This window comes from Vibrio sp. D173a, assembly GCF_030248475.1.
In genome coordinates, this window is sequence record NZ_JAHGAH010000162.1 from 14,503 (window position 1) to 32,318 (window position 17,816).

General features: G+C 46.5%; 23 protein-coding genes. All 23 read left to right on the forward strand.

Going from position 1 to position 17,816, the window contains the following annotated elements; all coding sequences use genetic code 11:
* The first annotated feature begins 157 nt into the window (after nucleotides 1-157).
* The 23 genes from KIV40_RS16600 to KIV40_RS16710 all read left to right on the forward strand — a co-directional run bounded on the left by KIV40_RS16600 (nucleotide 158) and on the right by KIV40_RS16710 (nucleotide 16,830).
* The gene (locus KIV40_RS16600) at nucleotides 158-1,036 is read left to right on the forward strand and encodes a GPO family capsid scaffolding protein (RefSeq protein ID WP_285350286.1); all 879 of its coding nucleotides are present in this window, start codon (nucleotides 158-160) and stop codon (nucleotides 1,034-1,036) included.
* A gap of 39 nt (nucleotides 1,037-1,075) precedes the next feature.
* Nucleotides 1,076-2,095, forward strand: a complete 1,020-nt coding sequence (locus KIV40_RS16605) for a phage major capsid protein, P2 family (RefSeq protein ID WP_285350288.1) — start codon at nucleotides 1,076-1,078, stop codon at nucleotides 2,093-2,095.
* A 3-nt stretch (nucleotides 2,096-2,098) separates the two neighbouring features.
* Complete coding sequence (locus KIV40_RS16610) at nucleotides 2,099-2,815, forward strand: terminase endonuclease subunit (protein WP_274792841.1); 717 nt, start codon at nucleotides 2,099-2,101, stop codon at nucleotides 2,813-2,815.
* A gap of 132 nt (nucleotides 2,816-2,947) precedes the next feature.
* Nucleotides 2,948-3,367 carry a head completion/stabilization protein gene (locus tag KIV40_RS16615; protein WP_029822509.1) on the forward strand — a complete coding sequence of 140 codons (420 nt, stop codon included), beginning with the start codon at nucleotides 2,948-2,950 and terminating at the stop codon, nucleotides 3,365-3,367.
* On the forward strand, nucleotides 3,364-3,855 hold the full coding sequence (locus tag KIV40_RS16620) for a phage tail protein (RefSeq protein ID WP_046264669.1): 492 nt from the start codon (nucleotides 3,364-3,366) through the stop codon (nucleotides 3,853-3,855). The genes KIV40_RS16615 and KIV40_RS16620 overlap by 4 nt, the downstream gene beginning before the upstream one ends.
* The gene (locus KIV40_RS16625) at nucleotides 3,839-4,495 is read left to right on the forward strand and encodes a hypothetical protein (RefSeq protein WP_046264670.1); all 657 of its coding nucleotides are present in this window, start codon (nucleotides 3,839-3,841) and stop codon (nucleotides 4,493-4,495) included. The genes KIV40_RS16620 and KIV40_RS16625 overlap by 17 nt, the downstream gene beginning before the upstream one ends.
* Nucleotides 4,496-4,498: 3 nt before the next feature.
* The gene (locus KIV40_RS16630) at nucleotides 4,499-5,629 is read left to right on the forward strand and encodes a DUF2586 domain-containing protein (protein WP_285350292.1); all 1,131 of its coding nucleotides are present in this window, start codon (nucleotides 4,499-4,501) and stop codon (nucleotides 5,627-5,629) included.
* Between the two features lie 3 nt (nucleotides 5,630-5,632).
* Nucleotides 5,633-6,088 carry a phage protein gene (locus KIV40_RS16635; RefSeq protein ID WP_255904333.1) on the forward strand — a complete coding sequence of 152 codons (456 nt, stop codon included), beginning with the start codon at nucleotides 5,633-5,635 and terminating at the stop codon, nucleotides 6,086-6,088.
* Nucleotides 6,089-6,100: 12 nt separating this feature from the next.
* The gene (locus KIV40_RS16640; protein WP_029559268.1) at nucleotides 6,101-6,319 is read left to right on the forward strand and encodes a TraR/DksA C4-type zinc finger protein; all 219 of its coding nucleotides are present in this window, start codon (nucleotides 6,101-6,103) and stop codon (nucleotides 6,317-6,319) included.
* Nucleotides 6,316-6,813, forward strand: a complete 498-nt coding sequence (locus KIV40_RS16645; protein ID WP_029822503.1) for a hypothetical protein — start codon at nucleotides 6,316-6,318, stop codon at nucleotides 6,811-6,813. The genes KIV40_RS16640 and KIV40_RS16645 overlap by 4 nt, the downstream gene beginning before the upstream one ends.
* Complete coding sequence (locus KIV40_RS16650; RefSeq protein WP_053349584.1) at nucleotides 6,810-7,040, forward strand: hypothetical protein; 231 nt, start codon at nucleotides 6,810-6,812, stop codon at nucleotides 7,038-7,040. Before KIV40_RS16645 ends, KIV40_RS16650 begins: the two co-directional genes overlap by 4 nt.
* Before the next feature lie 2 nt (nucleotides 7,041-7,042).
* Entirely contained in the window at nucleotides 7,043-7,330 is a 288-nt protein-coding gene (locus tag KIV40_RS16655; RefSeq protein WP_285350293.1) for a hypothetical protein, read from the forward strand.
* Complete coding sequence (locus KIV40_RS16660) at nucleotides 7,327-7,590, forward strand: putative phage tail assembly chaperone (RefSeq protein WP_069486179.1); 264 nt, start codon at nucleotides 7,327-7,329, stop codon at nucleotides 7,588-7,590. Before KIV40_RS16655 ends, KIV40_RS16660 begins: the two co-directional genes overlap by 4 nt.
* Before the next feature lie 17 nt (nucleotides 7,591-7,607).
* Entirely contained in the window at nucleotides 7,608-7,775 is a 168-nt protein-coding gene (locus tag KIV40_RS16665; protein ID WP_154219529.1) for a DUF6890 family protein, read from the forward strand.
* A gap of 25 nt (nucleotides 7,776-7,800) precedes the next feature.
* Complete coding sequence (locus KIV40_RS16670; RefSeq protein ID WP_285350296.1) at nucleotides 7,801-9,684, forward strand: phage tail tape measure protein; 1,884 nt, start codon at nucleotides 7,801-7,803, stop codon at nucleotides 9,682-9,684.
* Complete coding sequence (locus KIV40_RS16675; RefSeq protein WP_029559262.1) at nucleotides 9,684-10,025, forward strand: DUF2590 family protein; 342 nt, start codon at nucleotides 9,684-9,686, stop codon at nucleotides 10,023-10,025. Before KIV40_RS16670 ends, KIV40_RS16675 begins: the two co-directional genes overlap by 1 nt.
* Nucleotides 10,025-11,212: a baseplate J/gp47 family protein gene (locus tag KIV40_RS16680; protein ID WP_285350298.1), complete on the forward strand. Its 1,188-nt coding sequence runs from the start codon at nucleotides 10,025-10,027 to the stop codon at nucleotides 11,210-11,212. Before KIV40_RS16675 ends, KIV40_RS16680 begins: the two co-directional genes overlap by 1 nt.
* Nucleotides 11,199-11,801, forward strand: coding sequence for a phage tail protein (locus tag KIV40_RS16685; protein ID WP_049879367.1), 603 nt, complete (start codon nucleotides 11,199-11,201; stop codon nucleotides 11,799-11,801). Before KIV40_RS16680 ends, KIV40_RS16685 begins: the two co-directional genes overlap by 14 nt.
* 11 nt (nucleotides 11,802-11,812) lie before the next feature.
* A complete protein-coding gene (locus KIV40_RS16690; RefSeq protein ID WP_285350301.1) occupies nucleotides 11,813-14,716 on the forward strand; it encodes a phage tail protein in 2,904 nt (967 codons plus the stop codon).
* Nucleotides 14,710-15,246: an adenine glycosylase gene (locus KIV40_RS16695; protein WP_285350303.1), complete on the forward strand. Its 537-nt coding sequence runs from the start codon at nucleotides 14,710-14,712 to the stop codon at nucleotides 15,244-15,246. The genes KIV40_RS16690 and KIV40_RS16695 overlap by 7 nt, the downstream gene beginning before the upstream one ends.
* A gap of 9 nt (nucleotides 15,247-15,255) precedes the next feature.
* Entirely contained in the window at nucleotides 15,256-15,945 is a 690-nt protein-coding gene (locus KIV40_RS16700) for a hypothetical protein (RefSeq protein WP_285350304.1), read from the forward strand.
* The gene (locus KIV40_RS16705; RefSeq protein WP_285350306.1) at nucleotides 15,936-16,631 is read left to right on the forward strand and encodes a hypothetical protein; all 696 of its coding nucleotides are present in this window, start codon (nucleotides 15,936-15,938) and stop codon (nucleotides 16,629-16,631) included. The genes KIV40_RS16700 and KIV40_RS16705 overlap by 10 nt, the downstream gene beginning before the upstream one ends.
* A gap of 1 nt (nucleotide 16,632) precedes the next feature.
* A complete protein-coding gene (locus KIV40_RS16710; RefSeq protein ID WP_230767157.1) occupies nucleotides 16,633-16,830 on the forward strand; it encodes a hypothetical protein in 198 nt (65 codons plus the stop codon).
* The last annotated feature ends 986 nt before the right edge of the window (nucleotides 16,831-17,816 follow it).

Here is a 17,816-nt window from a genome sequence, read left to right on the forward strand (position 1 = left end):
CGAAAACACCTTGATTCGCCTACAAAAATTCCTTCCTTTTCCAGTTTTTCAAATATCCGAATTCACCCGAACACAAGTTGCTGAAAGCCTAAAAACTTGGGCGTATTGTTGCGGCATCTAAAGGCAATTTCGCATTAACCAGTAAGAGTGTTACCACATGCCAAAAACCAGTGATTGGGTAGTGGTTGCCACAGAAGGCAACACAGTAGACGGAAGAAAAATCGCCGCATCTTGGATTAAAGATATGGCGGAGCAGTATTCGAAAGAAGAGTACACAGCTTTAATTTGGCCGGAACACTACCGCAGTGATTGGACGCAATACAAAGGCAAGAACTGGGGCATTGTCGAAGAGCTAAAAGCAGAAGAGAAAGACGGCAAACTTCGCCTGTTCGCCAAGCTAACACCTAACCAATTCTTGCTAGAAGCAAACAAGGAAGGTCAGAAGCTATTCACTTCTATCGAACCAAATCCCGACTACAAGGGCGAGGGGCGTTGTTATCTTGAAGGTCTAGCTGTGACTGACTCCCCAGCCTCTACAGGTACAACGCTACTCAAATTCTCACGCTCTAGTAATGGGCAAGAAACGACTTTGGAATCTGACGCATTAGAAGAGGTCGATTTTTCTCAGTGCTTAACACGTTTCGAGCGTTTCTACTCGTTTTGTAACCACATCTTTAGTTCTGAGCACGAGCCAGAACAATCAGTAACACCTCAACCAGAGGATGAAGAACCAATGGACAAAGAGCAGTTCGCCAAAGTGATGTCGGCAATTGAAGGCATCGGCAACAAGCAAAATGAACTTGAAGAGAAGTTCAATACGTTTGGTAAAAATACGCCTGCAGCGCCAGAAGCTGACGAAAACAATCCAAAACAGGAAGGTTTAACGCCGGAGCAGTTTTCGACACTAACTGAGCAGCTTGAAGGCATTGCGACTAAGCAAGGTGAGTTGGAAGAGAAGTTCAACAAACTGAGCCAAGAAGCACCAGACCAACGTCCTGATCCTGCGCCTGCGGGTGACGATTACATGCCTGTTTAATCACAGGCGCTTGAAAAAACTAACCAGGAGCATCGCGTAATGTCGCAGATTCTTACTCAATCAGCTCGCGAGAATATGGACCACTTCGCTCAGCAATTAGCGAAAAGCTATGGCGTTACTAGCGTCGAGCAGTTGTTCAACGTCTCGCCGCAGCTAGAAACCAAACTCCGTGCAGCGATTTCCGAGTCTGCCGAGTTTCTAAAAATGATCACCGTTACCACCGTTGACCAAATCGAAGGTCAAGTGGTCGATGTGGGTGTGAGCGGTTTGTATACAGGTCGTAAGGCTGGCGGTCGCTTCCAAAAACAAGTCGGTGTTGGTGGTCACAAGTACAAACTTGCAGAAACCGACTCATGTGCAGCTATCACATGGGCAACGCTATGCCAGTGGGCAAACCAAGGCGGTCGTGATCTGTTTATGAAGCTGGTATCGCAGTTCTCTAACCAAATGTATGCGCTAGACATTATGCGTATTGGTTGGAACGGTGTGTCTGCCGAAGAAACAACTGACCCAGCAACTAACCCACTAGGTCAAGATGTTAACGAAGGTTGGTATCACTTTGTGAAGAATCGCAAAGCGGCTCAAATTGTTGACGTTGATGTGTATTTCGATGCAAACGGCGATTACAAAACACTGGATGCGATGGCGTCTGACATCATCAACAACCAGATCCACCCAATGTATCGCAATGACCCTCGCCTAACGGTATTCGTTGGCTCTGGTTTGATTTCTGCTGCGCAATACAAGTTGTATGACGCTGCTGATAAACCAAGTGAGCAAATCGCGGCGCAAAAAGTGGATAAAACCATCGCGGGTCGCCCTGCATACGTTCCACCATTTATGCCAGACAACGCAATGGTTGTGACGATTCCTGCAAACCTACAAGTGCTAACACAGCACGGTACTTCGCAGCGTAAAGCGAAGCACGAAGAAGACCGTAAGCAGTATGAGAATTCATACTGGCGAATGGAAGGTTACGCAGTGGGTGTGTTGGAAGCGTTTGCCGCTTACAACCCAGAAAAAGTCCACATTGGTCCTAAACCTGCAGCGCAGGAGTAAAGCATGAACTTATCCCCTGCAATGCGCCATAAGTTGGCGATGGCTGAAAAGCAAAACACAGTGGCAATCGCTGCCACTGTGCCAAGCCCAGACAGTTTGCACTTGCGCTTAATCGAGTTTGAGCAAGACAAACTTAAGTTGAAAGACTTCGTTCAGATTTCGGAAAAGGTCAACTACAAACGTGACGTACTGATCCCGAAATACAAAGAAGTCGCAGAGAAGTACTTGGCGGCAGGGGAAAGTTATCAAAACCCAATTTTCACGGATTTGATTATTTGGTTGTTTGATACCAAAGACCTTGAAACCGCGATTAATTGGCTGTTCAAAGCCATCGAGTTGGACTTGCCAACGCCGGAGAACTTCAAACGTTCGAGTTGGGCGGTGGTATGTGGTGACTTTGTCCTCGAATGGGCAGAAAGCCAACTACCTAATGGACACTCGATTGAGCCGTACTTCTCTCAAGTGTTCGAGAAAATCGACAAAGAGTGGAAGTTGCCAGAGAAGCTTGAAGCCAAATGGTACAAGTTTGCGGGTTACGGGTTGCTGCTTAATGAAAAAGGTGATCCACAACCAAGCCAAATCGGTGATTCAGAGCAATTAGAGAAGGCGAAAAAGCTGCTCGAAATTGCCCATGAAAAGCACGACAAAATTGGTGTTCAAACCAAAATCAAGCAAATCGAGATGCGACTTAACGCACTCGCAGAAGGCAAAAATTTATAGCGTTTGTCTATAGACAGACTCCTACGCCACCGCACCTCGGCTGGCGAGGTTGGAATAACCTGCGTGGTTCATTCTAAACCGTCGACCCAGTGGCTAGAGGTGCCCTAATTCAGAGAGAACTAAGGAAACGTTATGAGCTTTGGCGGCAAAGTTAACAGCGCACCAAATACCACCATACCAGGTGAAGGTTGGGTGGATTTATCCACCGATGAGTTCCGCAAGCTGCGCCGCATTCCTCATACGTTCGATAACGATTCACTGGCTTATGCGGTATCCATCGCCGCGCTAAACATCCAAGGTCGATTGGATAGCCTGATCGAAAACGGCGAAATACCGACATTCAGTGGCGCTAAAGCCCTGTTGTACAAGCGAGCGGTTTACGGTCGTGCACACGCCGAGTTGATTAAAGAGTTCGCCACGCAAGACCGCCGCAAAGAAGGCGAAAGCGTGGCAACAGATGAACCGGAACAAGAGGCACGTTTTCTCGCACAAAGCACTCGTGATGTACGTGAATTGCTTGGGCTGAGTTCTAACGGGATTGAATCACTATGAGCGATACCACTTACAACAAAACCAAGCTTGAACACCTAACGGATTACATCGTTAGTCACCTCAATTCAAGCGTACTCGATAACAAGATTGAAGCTTGGCAAGAGAACGGAACTATCGTTCCAAATGGCGAAGACCGAGGTAACGGCGGTTATGTTGCCTGCCACTGGAAATACAACGCAGTGTTGAACATTGAAGAGTTTCCACACAGCTTGCTAGACCCACGATGCTTATTGGCTTTGGTTGCCTGTTGGTTGAGTGATTACGAGCCTGACCGAAATGAAGAAGAGTTAGGTGATCCGCAACTGTCCGTTGATGTGATCAGTAGTGAAATTGCTGACGTGTCCATCGAACTTGAGTTGATGGAGCCAATTGAATTGATTCCTGACCCAGCAGGAATGATTACTTGGCGCGGTGAAGTTTACCGAGTCCAAGCCGTGGAAATTTATACCGCAGAAGAAGCGGAGTTGGTGAATGAAGCCTCAGATTAACGTCAATGAGCGCGATGTGCTCAACATGCAAGAAAAGCTTGCGATGTTGGCACTACCACCAAAGAAGCGTTTCTGGATTTTGAAAACGCTCGGTCGTTGGGAAATTGCCAACGTAAGGCGAAGAATTCGAGCGCAAAAGGACATCAACGACAAAGCGCTAGAACCGAGAAAAGGCAAAAAGCGCGGCAAAGTTTTAAAGCGAATGGCAAAGGGCTTAACGCCTTATGTACGAAATGCCAATCAGCTTGATTTGACTTGGAGCAACAAGTTAACCGCCAAACTCGCAGCAAGGCATCACACAGGGCAGTCACAAAAAATGACTCGTCATCAGATGCAAAAGCGATGGGGAAAGCCGGATTACTCCGCGCCATGTACCAAAGGGCAAGCAAGAAAGCTGAGAGAGCTTGGATACACGGTAAAGCGGAAAAGCGGCAAAGGACGAAAGAAACCCAGTTTGCGTGAGTTGATGGCAACCATCACACATGGTCAAGCGGGGCAAATTATTCGAGAACTCTCTAATCAGCCAAGTATCACTAGTTGGGATATTCCATTGGCAGAACGTCAGATTCTCGGAAGCAAAGAACGTGAAGTCAGTCGTCAGCTCATCAAAATTTTTGAGCAGGCAAAACAGAGGACATAACCAATGGCAACCGGAAAGGTAGAGGTTAACAACCTCAATTTAGGACAAGGCGGCATCCCAGAGATTGAACGCCATGTGCTTTTCATCGGGCGCACTGATAAAGCCGAACTACAAGGCAAAGTGACCCGCATTAATAACATGACCAACCTTGACGAAGTCGTTGCGGACGATGCACTTGGTCAAAACGTGAAAGCGGCGCAGCTCAATGGCAAGCAAAACTGGACAGGTGCGATTGTTGGCTTAGCGGCTGACGATACTTGGCAAGCTGCCGTGGACTTAGCCAACCTGACCGATTCGTTCGAAGGTATTGCTATCTGTGACCCAGTTACGGATAAAACTCAGTTCACGGATATGCAATCCAAAGCGACGGAGCTGACAAGCAAACTAGGTCGTTGGGTGTTCTTCCTTGCTGCGTGTCCGAGCATTGTTGCAGAAGGTGACGGAGCACAAACGTGGACAGAGTATGAAACCACCATGCTCACCTTGGTGAAAGATGTTGCTGCAAACTTGGTGACTCCTGTTCCTCAACTCAACGGTAACAACGTTGGTGTGCTTGCTGGTCGACTGTGTGACCGCAGCGTAACGGTAGCTGATAGCCCAATGCGTGTGGCGACTGGCAGTGTGCTTGATTTGGGTAACATGCCAACGGACAGCGCAGGCAAAGCCCTAGAAATGAGCACCATTGGCACGTTAGCCGAAGCGCGTTACTCACTGCCGCAATGGTATGCCGATCTAGAGGGTGTTTATTGGACAGACGCTACCACGCTAGAAGCGAAAGGCGGCGATTATCAATACCTCGAATACGTTCGTCCAGTTCACAAACTCAACCGCCGCGTTCGTATTAAAGCGATTCGTCGTATCGCTGACCGAATCCTTAACTCGACACCTGCAAGTATTGAGTTAAACCGCACCTATTTCCGCACGGACATGCGTGAAATGTCCAAAGGTACAGAGATCGCGGGTATCACCTTCCCTGGTGAAATCATGAAGCCACGAGACGAAGACGTCACCATCCAGTGGATGAACAAAACCAAAGTGGTGATCGGTTTGATGGTTCGCCCTCACAACTGCCCGAAACACATTGTCGTCAACATCGCGTTAGACCTAAGCAACGCAGCAGATACGGAGGCGTAATCCATGAGCATGCGTATTTCTGGCAAGAACATGCATTTCTCTTTGGGTGATTACAAGCTCAAAGCAAACAAGGTGACGTTGTCCATCACGGACAACTCAGCGGTAAACAAAACGGGCGGTGTGCCTGATGGCTATGTCGATGGTGACGTAGAAGCCAGTGGTGAAATGGAGCTGACAACGCAGCAGTTCAACCAGTTGAGCAAAGCAGCAAAACAAGCCGGTTCTTGGCGCGGTCTTCCTGCCTTTGATGCTCTGTTCTACGGAAAGATTGATAAAGACGAATTGAAGGTGGAAGCGTTCGGCTGTCGCATCAAGATTTCTGACCTGCTTGATATCGACACCAACGGTGGCAGTGCATTGCTTCACAAACTGCCTTTTGACGTGACCAGTCCTGATTTTGTCACCATCAACGGTACTCCTTACCTACGAGAAGACGAAACCGAAGACCTAACGAACTAAGCAGGAGGAACGATGGCAGATGTTATCGACCATGCCTGCGGTCTTGAAGCCAAATTCACTGAAATGGCGCTTGCCAACCAATTGGCAGGGGCGAAGCGAATTGAACAACGGGAAAGCGCACATGAATGCGGCGAATGTGGCGACCCAATCCCAGAAGAACGCCGCCAAAAAGTACCAGGTTGCAAGTACTGCACCCAGTGTCAAAGCGAATTGGAGCGAATGAAACGATGAACTTAGCGAAGCTGTTTATTGAGCACATCATCAAACCAGTCCTTGACCATCTGGATATGGCATCCGGTGGTAAAGGCAAACTCAACACTCAAGCAGCAATCAATCTGATCCTGATGATTATTGCTCACGAGTCTGGAAAGTTTACTTACTCAAAACAAGTCCGTGGTCCTGCGTTAGGTTTCACTCAAATGGAGCCAGCAACGTTCAATTGGCTTATTGAGTGGCTCGGAAAAGGTCGACCGCATTTGCTCGATGCATTGGAGATGTTTGCACCAATTGGCGGTTTAGATGCGCGTTACATGGTGATCTCACCTCAGTTTGCGGTAGCGGCGGCGCGGCTTAACTTGATTCGCTTCCCAGAAGCGCTACCCGATGCCGATGACCTAGAAGGTTTAGCGCGGTACGCGAAGAAGTACTGGAACACAAGTGCAGGTAAAGCAACGGAACAAGATTACCTGTTGGCATATCAATCCTTGATCGGAGAAGCAGCATGAACTTCTTAACCGGAATCGTAGGCAAGACACTGTTTGAAGTATTGAAAGGTCTGTTCTTCCAAATCAGTTGGACAATCATCCTTGAACGCTTCGCAACTCGCCTTGTGGTGTGGGGCTTGGAAACCTTGAAAGGTCTGAGCACGAACGATGTTCTTCAAGACACGGTTGACGACATCATCGCGGCGCTTCAAGGCAAGCGCTTGAAAGAAATCCCTCAGAAGGAATAGCAATGGATTCATCATGGGTATCGGCGATTGTGGCAACCGTTGCACTGTTTATCGCCATCATCAATGTGGTTTTCGGCAGAACGGATAAAGGGCAAAGCACCTCACAAGACCATGACCGTCGTATCCATGCCAATGAGCTTGCCACTGAGCGACTGCGTGGCGATGTCGCAGAAAAGTACGCCACAAAGCACGAACTACGCGAAGCCGTAGACGACATCAAAGAATCTATGGACAGTCGATTCGACCGTCTAGAAGCCAAGTTAGATAAGAAAGAGCGAGAAGCAGCATGAAAACAATCGTTTTAACCATCGGTGATGATCTAGAACTTCACTTTGCACCAACAGAAGCGGAATACAGCGACTACATGAGCGAAGTTGCTAAAGGCGAAATCGTTAACTCTGCCCACAACTTCCTGATGAATACGGTAACGGACGAAAGCAAAGACGCGTTCCGTGACCTAACCAAAGGTAACCCAGGTGCAGCACTTCAAATCGTTGGTGAAGTACTGAAGGAATACACGCCGAAGCTGCAAATTAAAGTAAAAAAATAGACGCCCTTGTTCGGGCTATGGATTCCAACGAGCTCGAACAAATGCTTGCTTGGCGGCGCAAGTGGTTGCCAAGCGAGACAGACAGCGAAGAGAACCTAGCAAGGGCGATTTGGTTAGAACAGCAGTATTGGAAAGGCATGCAAATCGCCACAGCAAATGGCGTAGCAAAAGCATTTAGCGGTTAGCTTTATTGGGCAAAAGGAAACATCAATGCTACCAGAAGCACTCAGATTCACAGTTGGACTTGTTGACCAGATTTCTAAACCTCTGGGTAACATTCAACGCAACTTGACCGATGTGGCTAACACGTATCGTGATGGCACTCATACGATGGTTGCAGGTGCGGCAGGGGTAGCGGGTGCAGGTTTTGCCCTACAAAGTGCATTGATGCCAGCCATTGAAATGGACCGCGCACTTGGTGAGGTGAAATCACTCGGTGTGGCTGATGATGCATTAAAGGCAATTGCTAAAACTGCTCTAAATTTCAGTGCTGAATATGGTCAAAGTGCTATTGAGGTGATCCGCCATTCAGAGGGCATTAAGAACGCCATGGGCGAAATGCCAGCCGATGTGATGGCAAGCGTTACTCGTTCCAGTGCAACACTGGCGGTCGCCATGAAATCCGATGCGGAAACCACAACCCGATTCCTCAAAAACCTTTACGGCAACTATAAAACCCAAGCAGATGCGATGGGTGTTGATGTTTGGGCTGCAAAAATTGCAGGTATGACAGCAACGGCAAAACAGCTTTATGGTGTCGAAATGGATGTCATAGAAGGCATGGTTGATGGTATGCACTCTTTGACATCAACCTTGGGCGTTAGCCTTGAAGAACAGTTTGCTGTGTTTGGCATGCTGAAAGGGCAAATGTCTGATGGTGATGCGGTCACTCAATACACCAACTTCCTTGAAAATGCGGTGTCTGCGCAAGATAAGTTGGGCGTGTCGCTAGTCGGATCAAACGGGCAATTACTGCCAATGCAGCAGGTTTTAAAAAACTTAGCGCCATTGCTTGAGGGACTTTCTGGCACAGAAGCTCGAACTCTACTTGATGAAGCGGGATTGGGCGACGGTGCATTGATGTTAACCAACCTCGTCAATCGAGCTGATGAATTCGGTACTAGTCTTGATGCACTTAAACAAGTCAAAGGATTAGATGCTGCGTCAGATATGGCAGCTACTATGACAGACCAATGGCAACGGATGGAGCAAGGTATGTTTGCTATTCGTGCCGCAATTGGCAGTGCGTTATTACCATCACTAGTACCGTTGCTATCTTCCCTTGCTGACGGTGCTCAAGAAATCGTTGAGTGGACTCAACTGTTCCCAAATATCACCAAATGGATTGGCTATGCCGGAATCACGCTTCTTAGCTTTGTTGCGATTAACGGCCTGCTCACGATGGCAGTGGGTATCGGTAAGCAAGCTATGGCTTCGTACATCCTAGTTACGAAGGGTTACGGCTTGGCGGTCGCGGGTGTGAACAGCATTTTGAAAGCGTTCAAAGTGGCAATGTTGGCAGCAAACATCGCAATGATGGCGAACCCAATCGGTTTAGTGGTTGGTGCCGTTGTCGCAGCCATCGCCGCAGTGGGCGCATTGATTTACTACTGGGATGATCTGAAAGCATCGTTCGGCGACACAACATGGTTCCAAATCATCGAAAGTGCGCTTGCTCTCATCATGCTGCCATTCCAAACCCTATTCCAGTTCTTGAAAGCTGGTTGGCAATGGGTAATGAGCGGTTTTACCGACACGAGCGGTTTTGCCTTCATCGGTGACATGGCGAACTCAATGAAAGACATGTTTGCAGGTGTGTTCAATTGGATTACTGAAAGCCTTGCGGGTATTTGGGAGTCCGTAAAAGGGCTTGTTGATTGGATACCAGGTCTTGGCAGTGACGAAGACTTGCAAGTGAAATCATCATCAATGAATAACGCTTCGCCACGTCTTCAAGTTCAACCAGGTGGCGCGGCGAAGAACATCGCCAATTACCAGACAAGCTCAACCAACTACGGCGGTGTGTCGATTTATCCAACGTACATGAGTAGCCCACAAGACATGGCGACTGAATTAGAGATGGCGGCAGGCTAATGGCGGAATACAAGTACCAAGACATTTTGATTGAGAACGGTGACGTGGTGCTCGATGCAGGTCGAAACCCTATTTTGATTCAAGACCGAGCAGTGATCGCTCAAGACATCAAACACGCCATCATTGAGAGCAACTTAGCGGTGGATTTAATCGCTGAGCGAAGCCCATCAAAGAAAGCAGATATTCGCACCAAGTTGGAATTGCTCGTTGAAGAGGACGTTCGACTGGTACCGGGTACCGTGCGTTTGGAAGAACCAACCGAAGGCACGATTTACGTGTTCGCAACCACCATTGATTTTGGTGACATGCAATTTGAAATAGTGAACAACGGAGAGCGTTAATGACTGATATTCCAAAACCAGATTATTCCGAACTGGTGAAGCAATCCGGTATTCCAACTGATAAAGACGGCTGGAAGAAAGTGCTAAAGGAAGAGATGAACAAAGAAGAGTGCATCATTTCTAACGATTCGCCGTTCTCTCCTTTCTGGCGCCTCATCGAGTCAACAGTGGTTAGTGTGACTTTGTGGCTAATTAACACTCTGTTGGTTGGCTATGTTCTACCAAACATGTTTGTTGCAACGGCGGTTGACCAATGGCTAGACCTGCTGGCATGGCAGTGCAAACTCACTCGTAAAGGTGCGACAAAAGCCAAAGGCATGATCGCGTTTCAGCGCTCTGCGTCGAAAGGCCCTGCTCTGGTTATTCCGAAAGATACTTGGATTCAGACCGAACCAATTAACGGCACCATCTACCGTGTGAAAGTGCTTGATGATACCACGATGCCAGAAAACGAAACCATGGTGATGGCAGAGGTAGAAGCCGAAAACGAAGGCGCAGGCTACAACCTAGGCGAAGGTTACTACCACATTTTGCCAACGGCGATACCGGGCATTGGTGCGGTGACCAACCCTGCAGAATGGTTGAACGAAGCGGGTTCAGATAAAGAAAGCAATGATGAACTGCGTTTACGTGTTCGCAACCAATGGAGCGCGGTTGCCCGATGGCATATTGATGCGGCTTACCGTTCGCTACTTACCAGTCGCGCAGGCATCAATGACGACAACGTGTATTTTGAGCATAACGCCCCACGTGGTCCGGGTACCGCCAACGCGTTAATTCTTCTCGATACAGGTGAGCCTTCATCCGACATGCTTGCCGATTTGAATGAGTACATTCGCATTGAAGGGCAACACGGTCACGGTGATGATCTGCAAGTTCTAGCGATGCCAGAAACCACTCACGATATTAGTTGCCGAGTTTGGCCGCAGCGCTCTTTGACGATGGAAGACCGCGAAGCGTTACGAGTGAAGGTGGAGCAATTCATCGGTGCTGCATTCAGACAAAACACGGACTATTCGCCAACGGTGACCAATCCAGTGCTTCGATTCAGTTTCTCTCGCTTAGGACAAGAGCTACATGCCCAGTTCTCAGAGATTGAATCACTCGAATTTGATAACGCTGACATCATCAACAATCTGACCGTGCCGCGCATTAATACGTTGGAGGTGTCGATTGAACATTCCTGAGATAAAGCTGCGTTACTGGATGGGTAGAGGCGAGCTGGCAAAGTTCGCCCGAGCTATGCGCAACTATTGGGGACATGTGAAGGCGGCATTCGAAATGCCATTGCAACAGCATGACCCACTCACTGCACCAATGGCACTAGTGAATATCCTTGCTTGGCAGCGTGAGATTGAACGACTAGGGCAAGAGCCGGAAGAGTTATTTCGAATCCGTGTGGCGCATGCCTACGGCTTTGCACGTGATGCGGGTTCGATTGCAGGTTGGGAAGACATGTTCGCCAAGTTGGGTTATCCGCATATTGGACAAGACGAACGTTTAGTCAATGTGCCTTGGGATGTAATCAGCTTAAAAATCAGAGACGGCGATTTAACCAACGTTCCTAAGCTGCTAGATACAGTAATCAGACAGTACGGCAGAACCTGCCGTCGTTATCAATACACCAGTTATGTAGAAATGCCTTTGGCAGCGCGAAGCAAGAACGTAGAAGCGCAGTATTCAACATCACACATCAAAACTCGACTAAACGTTGGCATGCTTCCAAATGTGCTCAACGTTGATTGCGAATATTACCAAGCCACAGTGAAAGGGTAAGGAATTTTAAAATGGCAAACAGCACCGATAAGTCAATTTTAACCGCCGCAGGTAAAGCACTGTTGGCACAGCTCAACGCAGAAGAAAAAGCACTTGTGATCGACAAGATGATTTTCGCCAATGTGTCGAATCGTCCAGAGTACCCACAACCAGATGATGTGGTACCAACTGACCATATCGTTCACCAAGAACAAGTAGAGCAGCGCGGTCGCCTTTCTGCAGACTCGGTAATTTATAGCTCAACGTTGACCAGTGATGTTGGTCCGTTCGATTTCAACTGGACAGGTGCATACTGCTCAGAATATGGCGTGTTGGTGACTATTGACCACCATGCACTCACACCAAAGACGGCAGATGAGCCAGGTGTCGCAGGTAATACACTGGTGCGTTCGGTTGTTCTTGAATACAAGGACATTGCCGAGATCACTAATATCACCGTGGATGCATCAAGTTGGCAGTACAACGCCACAGAACGTATGAAGAAGATGGACAGCGATGTGGCGCAATCCATCATCGACCAGAACGGCAAAGACTGGTTTATCGAAGACGGTTTCTTGGTAACGCCATCGGGCAGCGCATACAGCATCAAAGCGGGGGCGGGTTATGTTTCTGGTAACCGTGTTGCAATGGAATTTGACCGCAGTGTTCAGGTACCAAACAAGCCATCGTTTATCTACATCGATGCGCACCGTGAAGGCACACCAACAGGTGAGCAAGTTACCTTATTCAACTTTGTGGTGACCGCAGAAGAAAAAGACGACTACATCGACTCTTCAACGGGTAAAGATGTGAAGCACTTCGTTTGTAAGATTGCGCAGGTGTTGGGCGATGGTTCGGTGAGTGATTTGCGACCTGAGGGTGAAAGTGCAGGGAAGAGTTGGACTAAAGATTATGTTGGTACAGTAGCAGGCAATCTTTGGGTCGTTGGTGATGTGGTTAAAACCAGTAGTGATGTGCGAGTTTTTGAAAAAGATGGCATGCAATTACATTTATTCGCACCATCGGCAACCAATGAAAATCCAATCTTGATGACTAGTGAACCAGATTTAGAGATCTGGAGAATAAAAGCGCATCGACCAGTGCTGGAAGCCAAGGGGGACGGAGGACAGATATCAGTACCGCTAACGAAATTACCATCTGATGTGGTGAAGATTAAAATGAGTTGTAACTCAAATAAAGGAATGACCCTGAATGGATACCCGATAAAAATATTAGATACCCATGCGACGGAAGAATCGCAGTGGACACATTCAGGTATTAATCAAGCATCAAAAAACAAACCGAAAGAATATGTCTACAGAACTGTGTTTCAAAACGCGTTGTCAGAAGACGTGGTATATGATTTTTTATGGCAGCCTGAAGGTGAATTCTGGCAAGTATTTGTGGATAAAATATATAAGCATGGATTTGTTGAGTGTGGATTTGGGTGTGAAATTACAGAGCTACAAGATGCCATTCAATTTGCAACCCAATTTAGCTTGGCTAAGTACATAGATCCTTTATTTCAAAATGTAAATGAAGAAACAGACTTTTATCCGAATAAGCCACAAATATCAATAGCTATTCCAAGCGGAACTATAAGTGAACCTTCCATTTCAGTTATGAATAAGCCAATAAGAATGGGTGAGCATAATCTAAATGGAATAGAAATAATCAATAGTGGTAGATACGATAATAATACAGACTTCAATACATGCTTAATCGAGTATGCAGGAGTGTTAGGGAATGATGATTTGGGTTTTCTTAACATTTGGAAAACGGACTTAGGTGAAGTGCATGGAATTAAGTTTGTTTTTAAAGGTGAATTTAACAAGAATCATCAATACCTTGTGAGATATGCGAGGACCGAAGCTCGGTTTAAGAATTGTTGTATTGATATCTCTGAAGCTACTTGGAGTAACGAGAATCTATACAATATCGGTGGGCTCTATTGTGACCGAGACATGGAGTCTTTTGGTTGTGAGATGATTCTTCCAGAACGAGAAAATCCATTTCATTGCTTCGATGTCACAAATAACCTAGTCAATGGGTGGGCTATTAAGGGAAACCCTAAAGTTTTAGCTACATGTTCGGGAGTTGTTGATTTTGACAGTGTCATAATGGCAGGACAGTCAAAGTATCTTGTACACAATATAACCTCAGCGATTGTTAGTTTTCACAGACAATCAACGGTAGATACGATTGCGGTCAAGTATGGTGTTGACTCTATGGACGCTCCTCTGCATTTGTTCGTTGATAAGGACACAAGTATTGGTCAGGCTTATTTAGATAAATACAAAGGTAGAACGACCGTATTCTCGAAGCAACTGAGAATTTTCACGGAAGGAATGAGCATAGAAGGGGATGGAGCTAGACCGAAATCGACGTTTGTTGAAAATGGTGTGACAAAGTCAGGTGTTGGTTTGTTTGAGCACACTAGCGGGTTGGAGATTTCAGGAAATGGGGTAGAAGGCCACTGGTCTGTTGATGAAACAGGCACGTTCTACCCAAATGAAGACGGTTTGCGCAACATCGGCTATGAATCCAAACGTGTAAACGATATCTTTTTGAGCAATAACCCAGTGGTAACGTCTGATGCGAGAGTAAAAAAGGAGCCTGAAGCTATCCCTGATGGACTACTTAATTTTGTCATGAATGTTGAGATAAAACAGTATCAACTAAAGGAAAACAACTCAAATCGATATCACTATGGAATAGTAGTGACAGAGTCATTTTTAAAAGAACTCGATAGAGTGTATTCGTTGGATAAGTGTGCCGCACTGTGCCACAGCATTTTTACAGATAATGAGGGACACCCAGTAAAGCACGATGTGGGCGGTGTTCAATTGGGTGATATTTGGCAGGTAAGGTACGCCGAGTGGCAAAATTTACTACTTGAAGCGCTGAGAAGAAAGGTGAAAGAAATCAAATGCTAACCCTAAACGGCATTCAAATCTCACTCAAGAACATACGCATTAGCGTTCGCCAACAACTCGCCGGACAAGATATGTCCGGTCAGTCCTCGGCAACCGACCAAGCGGAAACAGGTAACAAAGGTAAAGTGTTAGCGGTGAGTGGCATCATCCCTTTCAGTAAACCTGAGATCTTGAGCAACCTTTTCAATATGGCAGGTGGGCAGCAAGAAAGCGCCCGCCAAATCTACCGCATTAGTAACAAAACAGCGTCGACGCTCAAAGTTCGTGAGGTGAAGTTTCAAGGTACCATTCGAGCAGATGAGCAAGAAAGCCTGAGACAATGGAGCGTTGCGTTTGAGTTGGTTGAGCATCTTTCAGTACCGGAACGAGTTGAACAACGTCAACAAGACCAACCTGCAACACAGCAGCAAGTCCAAGGGGTAACCACTCCGGTTGAAGCTGGACAGAGTGAAGACGTACCACCGGACACGAGCATTGATTTAACAGGTGTAATGAAAGTGCTCAAGTCTATTGATGATGCTTTGGCTTAAAGGTGACTCATGACGGTAAACAACAAATTCACGTGTCGTGCTTATATCGGTAGCCAAAAGGTAAAGACGAAAGACCACCGTGTTCTTTTTGATGTGAACACGCCTGCTCGCTGCTCCATTAAGGTGGAAGGTTCACCGAAAGTGAATACTATTGTTGCGGTCGATATCGGTTGGGGTGATAGCATATCACGTGTGTTTCTAGGGTATGTTGAGAGAGTTCAACCTGCTGAAAAAGGATGGTCAGAATTGTTTTGCCGCGAACTAGCGGCATTACTTTTCAAGCCACTCGATGTCACACTCAGACACCCGACCCTAATGCAACTGCTCAGTGATGTAACCAACAAAACGGGGTTGCAGTTCGTGGTACCAGAAGCAGCCTACAGCAAAACGTCAATACCTTGTTTTTATAGTGACGGTAATGGTTACCGTGTCATGGATGAGTTAGCCCAAGCATTCGGCATAGATGATCTGTTTTGGCAGCAACAAGGCAATGGTCAGATTTACGTGGGAAGTTGGAAGGATTCATATTGGGCAGATAAGCCGGTTAGCATCCCAGATAATTTAATGACCAACCGAACAGCGTCAAAATCAGTGAAAGTCCCTGCCATTCCAAAACTAAGACCCGGTGCGATAGTCAATGGTCACCGTTTAGTCAGCGTTGATTTTCAAGGAACAGAGGTAAAACTAACATGGATGTAAAAGCGATTCAGCGCATCATTTTTCGTTTGTTCCCAGAATTAACCGGACGATGGCATTTACCACGCTGGGGAAAGGTGGTTGCATTGCCTGAGCTGCCAGAAGAGGGCGACATATCTGATCGCTTTTATCCTCACTACGCCGTGGATGTTCAACTGCTAGATGAAAGGGGTGTGGAGTTCAAAAACAAAGCGCCACTTCAAGCGGTGCCATTACCGATACCAGGTGTTGGTGAGTATGCAGGAAGACTGGAACCACCTGCGGTTGGCAGTATCGTAGAAATTGGGTTTATGTTCGGGCAACCGGACAAACCTTTTATCCGTTGTGTACTGCCGCTTGGTTTTAAGTTACCAGGTATCAAAGAAGGTGAAAGCCGATACCAACAACGCCAAGGTGTTTATCAGTTAGTCGATAAAGAAGGCAACTTTGAACGTAAGACCGACAAAGACGAAATCATCGAATGCTTGAATAAACGGGTGCAAGTATTGGAAGACCAGATTGTAAAAATCAACAACAACCACATGGAAGTCGTTAAAAACCTAAAGTCCACGTCCGCAAAGAAAATCATTGAAGTGGCTGATCTCATCACCATGAACGGCGGCACTGGTGTTTGCACTGGGCAAACCATTTGCCCGTTCTCTGGCAAGAATCATGTGGATGTATCTAAAACAGTTAAGGCAGGTAAATAACATGACAATGAGTAAAGAGTCACTCAAACAAAAATTAGGAAATGAATTGGAAGCACAAGGCTTTGTCCTTACTGGTGAATTCGCAATGGCAGGCAAGATGGCTGAGGCGATTGCCAATGCTGTGTATGATGAAATCACACAGAATGCTAAAGCAGATGTAACAAGTGGTAGTTCAAAAGGACAGTATTCAATCATCTAGAAAGTATTCTAACCACGCCAAAGCGCCCACAACGGGCGCTTTTCTTTTTGTCTGAACATCGACCGCAATCCCAAACACCGAAGGTCTGAGTGGCAACCAGAAACGCTGAGCCACGTAAACGGACGTTTAGGTGACGTAATCCGCACTCATCCTCCCCACCTGCGACGTTTTCGGATCGCGTTTTTTGCAGTTTCTAAATGTCGAAATTAAGGCACCAGAGAAAAGCACAGTCTACACGCTAAAGCCTTAGCAATAGCGGGCTTCGAGAAAATAAAAGACCTCTGAGAATCGCTTCTAGAGCGCTTTTAAAAATTTCAAAATTTGAAAAAAATTTCAGAGAATTGAGATTTAGACGATCGGAAAAGATCTCTCATTTGCATGTAAGTGATTGAAATATATGTGTTGCGTATAGATTCCGTGATGGTTTGTTATGATCTGTTGTTGAAATTGAAGATCAGAAAGAAAAGCGAAGAAGCCTTTTGCCATAAGGCGTGAAAGAGTTTTTTGAAGATAAAACAGTTTTTCAATTTTCTAGACAGTATAATTTGACGGAAAGACAGCAAATCAGTCAAAACTAACGCAAAAAATCCCCGTTTTCGTGGAGGTTGCATGGGAAGAACTAAGGCTCATAAATACATACCAGTACAGGCGGAGTTGGTGGAGTTCATCTGTCTAAGCTGTGAGCAAGGCGTATTGCGCGTCGATAATGGCAAGCAACCGCGGCAAACATGGCATCATAAATGTTCGCATTGTGATTATGAGGCAGAGCTGGCAAGACCGTTCCCAACGATAAAGTACAAGGGCGAAGATTTCGTGTTGGACAAACATGTACCAAGACCTGATCCTTTGCCGGATAACACCTAAACTTTAGGAAACTTCAAAGCAAACAAAATAAAATATGTCGCCACTTAATCGCCACTATTAAAGATTGTTTGATTTAACTAATTGATTTTATAGGTATAAAAATTAAAGTGGATATAAAGCTT

What these genes read in the sequence shown, in the direction of transcription:
- KIV40_RS16670 (WP_285350296.1), top strand. Translation starts at nt 7,801, where the DNA reads ATGCTACCAGAAGCACTCAGATTCACAGTTGGACTTGTTGACCAGATT.
- KIV40_RS16690 (WP_285350301.1), top strand. Translation starts at nt 11,813, where the DNA reads ATGGCAAACAGCACCGATAAGTCAATTTTAACCGCCGCAGGTAAAGCA.
- KIV40_RS16710 (WP_230767157.1), top strand. Translation starts at nt 16,633, where the DNA reads ATGACAATGAGTAAAGAGTCACTCAAACAAAAATTAGGAAATGAATTG.
- KIV40_RS16695 (WP_285350303.1), top strand. Translation starts at nt 14,710, where the DNA reads ATGCTAACCCTAAACGGCATTCAAATCTCACTCAAGAACATACGCATT.
- KIV40_RS16655 (WP_285350293.1), top strand. Translation starts at nt 7,043, where the DNA reads ATGGATTCATCATGGGTATCGGCGATTGTGGCAACCGTTGCACTGTTT.
- KIV40_RS16650 (WP_053349584.1), top strand. Translation starts at nt 6,810, where the DNA reads ATGAACTTCTTAACCGGAATCGTAGGCAAGACACTGTTTGAAGTATTG.
- KIV40_RS16635 (WP_255904333.1), top strand. Translation starts at nt 5,633, where the DNA reads ATGAGCATGCGTATTTCTGGCAAGAACATGCATTTCTCTTTGGGTGAT.
- KIV40_RS16605 (WP_285350288.1), top strand. Translation starts at nt 1,076, where the DNA reads ATGTCGCAGATTCTTACTCAATCAGCTCGCGAGAATATGGACCACTTC.
- KIV40_RS16700 (WP_285350304.1), top strand. Translation starts at nt 15,256, where the DNA reads ATGACGGTAAACAACAAATTCACGTGTCGTGCTTATATCGGTAGCCAA.
- KIV40_RS16610 (WP_274792841.1), top strand. Translation starts at nt 2,099, where the DNA reads ATGAACTTATCCCCTGCAATGCGCCATAAGTTGGCGATGGCTGAAAAG.
- KIV40_RS16600 (WP_285350286.1), top strand. Translation starts at nt 158, where the DNA reads ATGCCAAAAACCAGTGATTGGGTAGTGGTTGCCACAGAAGGCAACACA.
- KIV40_RS16660 (WP_069486179.1), top strand. Translation starts at nt 7,327, where the DNA reads ATGAAAACAATCGTTTTAACCATCGGTGATGATCTAGAACTTCACTTT.
- KIV40_RS16615 (WP_029822509.1), top strand. Translation starts at nt 2,948, where the DNA reads ATGAGCTTTGGCGGCAAAGTTAACAGCGCACCAAATACCACCATACCA.
- KIV40_RS16625 (WP_046264670.1), top strand. Translation starts at nt 3,839, where the DNA reads ATGAAGCCTCAGATTAACGTCAATGAGCGCGATGTGCTCAACATGCAA.
- KIV40_RS16705 (WP_285350306.1), top strand. Translation starts at nt 15,936, where the DNA reads ATGGATGTAAAAGCGATTCAGCGCATCATTTTTCGTTTGTTCCCAGAA.
- KIV40_RS16630 (WP_285350292.1), top strand. Translation starts at nt 4,499, where the DNA reads ATGGCAACCGGAAAGGTAGAGGTTAACAACCTCAATTTAGGACAAGGC.
- KIV40_RS16620 (WP_046264669.1), top strand. Translation starts at nt 3,364, where the DNA reads ATGAGCGATACCACTTACAACAAAACCAAGCTTGAACACCTAACGGAT.
- KIV40_RS16645 (WP_029822503.1), top strand. Translation starts at nt 6,316, where the DNA reads ATGAACTTAGCGAAGCTGTTTATTGAGCACATCATCAAACCAGTCCTT.
- KIV40_RS16680 (WP_285350298.1), top strand. Translation starts at nt 10,025, where the DNA reads ATGACTGATATTCCAAAACCAGATTATTCCGAACTGGTGAAGCAATCC.
- KIV40_RS16640 (WP_029559268.1), top strand. Translation starts at nt 6,101, where the DNA reads ATGGCAGATGTTATCGACCATGCCTGCGGTCTTGAAGCCAAATTCACT.
- KIV40_RS16665 (WP_154219529.1), top strand. Translation starts at nt 7,608, where the DNA reads ATGGATTCCAACGAGCTCGAACAAATGCTTGCTTGGCGGCGCAAGTGG.
- KIV40_RS16675 (WP_029559262.1), top strand. Translation starts at nt 9,684, where the DNA reads ATGGCGGAATACAAGTACCAAGACATTTTGATTGAGAACGGTGACGTG.